A 5472-nucleotide genomic window follows, 5' to 3' on the forward strand; every position below is an offset into this window, starting at 1 on the left:
AGGGCTGTCCCGCAAACGAGTCTGGCGTCCCTCTGCACCACGCGGTCGACTGAGTGATCGAGGTGGGGTTGCGCTGGCCGCCTGGTTTCGTCTGCCCTGGGCTGACCAGCTGGATTGCACCCGCCTCAGCAGCCCCCATCGGCTTCGATAGTCTGCGCTAGTGGCTGACGCTTCGCTGAGATTCATGATCGACGCCGATCACGGGCAGTTCTACGTCCAAGACCTTGGTCCCTATGACGCGTGGATCGCCGAGCACGCGATGGACCCGGACCTGGCACCCGCGGGCTGGACGGACGAAGCGGTCTACGTCCACCGCATCGGTGTGGAACCGCACTCGATCTCGGTCGGCACCGCTCGGGACGACATCGTCGAGTCGCTCATCACTGTTCACGCTTCCGCGCCAACGGCTGACCCGGCGGCCGAGCACATCGTGGAGACCGACCTTGACGTGCCAACCGGTCGGCTCACCATGTCCAGCCCCGGCACCGATCCTGCCGACGGGCCGAGCCTGACTGTTCCCGCTGGACTGCTACGTGCTCGGGTCTCTTACGTCCCGGCCGGACCACCACCGGCCGGCACCGGCAGAGGTTCCGGTGACCACTTCCTTTATCAGGTGGACCTCTGGCCCTCCGGCCAGGCGTACGGGCTCGTCGTCGTCAAGCAGGGGCCTGAAATCTGGGCAGGGTAGGTCCTCATCTACCGCTCGCCTGCCGGCCGAGTGCGAGGTTGTGCAGGCGGGCGATGCCTCTCATCGCGTGATGGACGCCGTCGCCTTTCAGCCGGCAGTCTCGGAGGATCTTCCAGGTTTTCATGCGGGCGAAGGCGTGCTCGACACGGGCGCGGACCTGGCGGTGGGAAGTGTTGTGCTCTTCTTTCCAGGCCGGCAGTTCGCTCTGCCCGCGCTCACGGCGGTGCGGGATGACCAGGCCGGTGCCCCGGTAGCCGCCGTCGGCGATCACAGTGGTGCGGCCGACAGCGTCCTCGGCTCCGGACAGCGCCCACGCCTTGCAGTCGTTGCGGTTGCCGGGCAACGGCCGGCCGACCACCACGACGCGCCGGGTGTCGGCGTCGATGACGACCTGGTGGTTGGTGGAGTATCGGTAGTTCTTCGATCGCTCGGCCACCGTGTGGTCGCGAGTGGGGACCAAGGTGCCGTCCACGATGAGGACGGTGCTCTTGCGGAATCGCCTGCGGGGCTTGAGCGCGAGCAGGGGGCCGAGGTGGCTGACGATGCGGTTGGCCGCGGACTTCGAGACGCCGAACAGCGGGGCGAGCTGCCGCAGCGTCAAGTTGGTACGCCAGTAGGCCGTGACCAGCAGCACCCGGTCCTCCAGCGGCAAGCTCCACGGCCGGCCTCTGCGAACCGCGTCAGCCCCCTCATGCCGCAGCTGTGCCACCAACGTGCCGAAACAGCGGGGGCTCAACCCGGTGAACGGGGCTATCCAGGACGGCTGCGACGCCGTGATCACACCAGCCACTGCGGGAGCCTCACACGGTTCACGCCGTGGCTGGTGCGTTGATCACTTGCTGGACAGGCGAAGGTCGCCGGACCAGGTCTCACACCGGACACGGCCGGAGTCGAAGGTGATCTCCAGTGCAATCCGCCCGTCGACCGGGACACTCTCTTCGCTGACTGCCAGCACCGTCTCGCCGAGATGGCCCGCGAACGGGGTCTCGCCGCTGATCGGCGCCACCTCGACGCGGCCTGACTCTGCCATGTCGTATCCCGCGAAGGGGGCCGATGTCTCCACGATCAGGCACCAGTCCGACCCGGTCGTGATGCGCGTGGCGACCGCTTCGCTGTCGATCAGCCACACGTCCAGCGGGCCGGACGGAGCCTCTGAGCCGTACAGGTGCCACGAGGCGACCACGTGCTCAAGACGGCGTCCGACCAGGTAGTCAGGACGCACACCGGCCCCGTGCAACGGGCACTCGCTTCCCCTCTTCGACTCCACGTGTCGACCGTACTGTCAGGCGAACCTCCAGCTCACGTCCTTATACGGGACATCCCTTAGGCAAGTCCTTTGTCGGAATCAGAGTTGTCGGGGTCGGCTGGCACCGCGAGGGTGCACGCAAGTGTGCGTCCTGGGGCTCAGGAGAATGCGGCGTGGCGACTCTCATGAATCTCTCCGGCCTTCACGGGAGCCGGACGAGAGGCCACGGCCTTGGTACTGGCGGGCTCGCACATTCAACTGTCGCCATCCTTCCTGGCAACGGCGCGGCGAGCCGCTCGAACCCCGCCAGCCTCGTGGCTCCCGGATAAGCTCACCTATATGCCGAGTGGCCTACTCTCTGGAGGGTCCGTGATTCAGCATGCAGAGGCGTGCCCGCTCTACGCAGTCCACTGGCTGCGTCATGCCGTCGCGGCCGCTGGCCTTCTCATCAAGCAGCCCGCCGAGCAGGGGGCTGACGAGGTGTCTGCTATGGCACTCACGGACACCCTGGCGTACTTCGCGGAGCTGCCGGAGTGGGAATCAGTGACGCTCAAGGACGTGGCTGAGCATGCCACGCTGATGAGCACCCCTGAGAACCGCGAGCGGTTCCGGTCGCTGTGTAACTGCGGCGCCCTGGATTAGGGGCCGGAGGGGCGAACCGGAATCTGGCGGTAGCGGCTCTTGGCTCGTCTCGATCCACTGGCTGCGGTCTGGGAAATGTGTAGAGGAGGAGCGATGAGGCTCACCGTGGATGGGCGCGGGCTCACCGACGATGGACTTGACGCGATGAAGGCCGGCCTGTCTGCAATGGGGCAAGCCGAAGCGACCGTTATCGTTACCGACCGCTTCGTGGACACCGTGCGTGGGCTGACATCCCAAACGGAGTACTCGACTGCTCGCGGCTCCGGCGAAGTCGCAGCCCGCACGGTTCACGCCAACAACGAATCCACTGTGGTCGTGAACGCAGAGGTGGCGCGTATGCGCCCGACAGGGGACATCGAACGCCTACTCGCTCACGAAGCTGGCCACATTCAGCTGAACGAGAGAGGAGAGGGCCCCGAGGGTCGACGAAACCTGGTGAGCGCCGAGTGGGAATGGTTGTTGCTGTGCGTCGGTGCTCTGGCGCTGGATGAGTTTCGCATCGAGCGCAGCCTGGCTGGCCTCGGGTACCCCATCGCCGAGACGGCGACGATTCCGAGCGCCGAACTCGCTCTGCATCACCTCAATGTCGAGGTCATGGAAGCGCTGCTGGACCCGGCCAACGCGGCTGACCCCAGGAGGCTGAGCGAAGCGATCGCCCGGACTCATGACTGGTACTCCAAGCACCTGGCGTACTTCGCGGCCTTCCGGTCTGGCCTGGCTGGGACAGGCTTGGCGGGTCTCTCCGCGCGCGGAAAACAGGACTGGGACGACTACGTTGGGGACACCTGGCCTGGAAGACTTGAGCTGTACGCGTCGGTGCCGACATCGTTGGAGTCGATCAACGAGGCTGGCCTGAACGACCTACTCCGGCAAGCCGGGCAACAAGAAGCGGCGCTTCTCTCCAAGATCGGATTCCGGTACAGCACGCAGGGTAACGGCTACTCCTTCAAGCGGGTGATCACCGATGCTCACTGCGCGACGAGAATACAGCGAGCCAGCAGCCGACCGAGGTGAGTCAAGAGCTGCAACCACCACACAACCTCATCGGCTACCTCCCAGGCAGGCTCCCGACAGACAGCACGTGCAAGGTCCGGACTACCGCCTCTACTTCAAGCCCCAGGCGTCCGCGCCCCTCTCGGAGTGGCCCGCATGAGCGATGAGACCCCCGCGCCCGAGCTGGACTATCCAGCTGTCCACAACGGCCTCGACTTCCTGCGCAGCGTGGTCGAACTCCTGGACCGCGACGTACCGGACGGCCGCTCGATGAAGTTTGCCGTCCTGCACCTCCAGGCCGCCACCGAGGTCCTGGTCAAGGCGTGTCTGGCCTCCATCGACTGGACCCAGGTGTTCATGAAGCCCGAGACGGCCGACGAGGACGCCTACAGAGCGGCCGACTTCCAGAGCTGCAAGATCGAGGACGCGATCAAGCGGCTCCGCCAGCTCGGTGTCGAGATCGCTCCGGCGGAGAAGGGACAGATCACTGCGCTCGCTCGCGAGCGCAACAAACTCCAGCACTTCGGCGCGACGCTGAACGCTGCGGCGATCGAGGCGCAGGCCGGCACCGTGCTCGAGTTCCTGATGCGGTTCATCGACGAGTATCTGGACCCCGAACTCGACGCCGCCGACGCCGAGCACCTGGCCACCGAGATGCAGTTCGTCCGCGATGGTGTACCGCGCATCCGCAGCTACACCACGGCCCGGATGGCCAGGCTCGAACCCGACCTCGCGCCCCTTAAGAACACCACGCTGCGCTGCCCGGACTGCGGCCAGTGGACCCTCGTCGCGGACGGCGGTGAGATCGACTGCCGCCTTTGCCAGAAGTCCTGGGAGCCCGCCACGTTCCCTCTGTTCTACGCCGTCCTCGTGCTCGGCCATTCCTGGCGCGACTATCGCAAGACCGGGCAGCCCGCAGATATCTGCCCAGACTGTGGGGCTAACACGCTGGTCGACGAGGCGTACCTTGCCGACGCGCCAGAGCAGCAGAGGGCGTTCTGTTTCACCTGCTCGCAGAGCTTCACGGGTCTCGACGACTGCATTCGGTGCGGAAGGCATTTCCCGTCCACTGGCGATGACGACTTGGTGTGTGGCGACTGTTGGACGGATGTGCTCGCTTCGGATTGACCTACACCACGGAGGAGAGACGAGGGGATCGAGACAGCGGCTGAAACGACCGAGTTCCAGAAGATCGCCGTCGGCGAGCTCGTCGACGACGAACCCAGGCGCCTGCCTGTCAACATCATCTTTGTCGAGCAGGTGTGAGTAGTTGATCACTTGGCCTCGGCCGGGTCGGCGATCACCCGCGTGGCAAAGCCCCTCCCGGCCAGCCCCGCAACATCCTGGACCTGCCGCAACCGCTGCTGGGCGAGCTGCAGGCGGGGACAGTCAGACACGGCCAAAGGGGTAATCCGGTCAGCGCCGCCGCACTCGCCGTCGCGGGACGGGCAGACGGGTGATGTTGTCGGACTGACCGAGTTCCTCAAAGGCATGGGTTAGTTCGAGGTCGAGCTCAGCAACGATCTGCCGCAGTGCGGCGCTGACGGCCCGTTCCTTCGCGAGCTGCTCTGTGACCGCCGCCAGCTTCTCCTTCACCTCGCTGTACCTGTCGGCCAGTTGCTGCATGGCAGCCGGCGTTGCGTTCTGTGCCTTGACACGTGCTTGGAACTCCTCAACAAGGTCCTTGTGGTCGCCGTAGGCAACATCGCGCCGGAGGCCGGACTCCCGTAGCAGCTCCGAGACGGTGAGCTTCCCGGAGGCCGAGCGCAAAGGCGTGCCGGCCAGGAGGCGGTCGGCCGCGGCCAGAAGCGCGGCACGTTCGGCTTCCAGGTCCCGAGGGCGTCGACTGGTCATGCGGCCCCTTCGCCGGCGTCAGAGACGCCCTTCCTTTGATGACGTTCAC

7 protein-coding genes are annotated in these 5472 nt (G+C 65.8%); 4 read left to right on the top strand and 3 right to left on the bottom strand.

The genetic code is table 11. The features are described 5' to 3' along the window. Positions 1-184 precede the first annotated feature (184 nt). Entirely contained in the window at positions 185-688 is a 504-nt protein-coding gene (locus ACFVU3_RS39740) for a hypothetical protein (RefSeq protein WP_376415231.1), read from the top strand. A 4-nt stretch (positions 689-692) separates the two neighbouring features. On the opposite strand, the gene ACFVU3_RS39745 is transcribed toward ACFVU3_RS39740, so the two are convergent. Both ACFVU3_RS39745 and ACFVU3_RS39750 read right to left on the bottom strand, forming a co-directional pair. Continuing rightward, the gene (locus ACFVU3_RS39745; RefSeq protein WP_376595914.1) at positions 693-1478 is read right to left on the bottom strand and encodes a transposase; all 786 of its coding nucleotides are present in this window, start codon (positions 1476-1478) and stop codon (positions 693-695) included. Between the two features lie 42 nt (positions 1479-1520). Continuing rightward, on the bottom strand, positions 1521-1955 hold the full coding sequence (locus ACFVU3_RS39750; RefSeq protein ID WP_390073674.1) for a hypothetical protein: 435 nt from the start codon (positions 1953-1955) through the stop codon (positions 1521-1523). A gap of 348 nt (positions 1956-2303) precedes the next feature. Between ACFVU3_RS39750 and ACFVU3_RS39755 the strand changes: the two genes are divergently transcribed. The 3 genes from ACFVU3_RS39755 (at position 2304) to ACFVU3_RS39765 (ending at position 4697) form a co-directional block, all read left to right on the top strand. Continuing rightward, positions 2304-2576 carry a hypothetical protein gene (locus ACFVU3_RS39755; RefSeq protein WP_390073675.1) on the top strand — a complete coding sequence of 91 codons (273 nt, stop codon included), beginning with the start codon at positions 2304-2306 and terminating at the stop codon, positions 2574-2576. 93 nt (positions 2577-2669) lie between these two features. Next, positions 2670-3590, top strand: a complete 921-nt coding sequence (locus tag ACFVU3_RS39760) for a hypothetical protein (RefSeq protein ID WP_390073676.1) — start codon at positions 2670-2672, stop codon at positions 3588-3590. A gap of 135 nt (positions 3591-3725) precedes the next feature. Beyond that, complete coding sequence (locus ACFVU3_RS39765) at positions 3726-4697, top strand: hypothetical protein (protein WP_390073677.1); 972 nt, start codon at positions 3726-3728, stop codon at positions 4695-4697. Positions 4698-4985: 288 nt separating this feature from the next. On the opposite strand, the gene ACFVU3_RS39770 is transcribed toward ACFVU3_RS39765, so the two are convergent. Next, entirely contained in the window at positions 4986-5423 is a 438-nt protein-coding gene (locus tag ACFVU3_RS39770; protein WP_390073678.1) for a hypothetical protein, read from the bottom strand. Between the last annotated feature and the right edge of the window lie 49 nt (positions 5424-5472).

Source organism: Streptomyces sp. NPDC058052 (genome assembly GCF_042885515.1).
Lineage (GTDB): Bacteria > Actinomycetota > Actinomycetes > Streptomycetales > Streptomycetaceae > Streptomyces.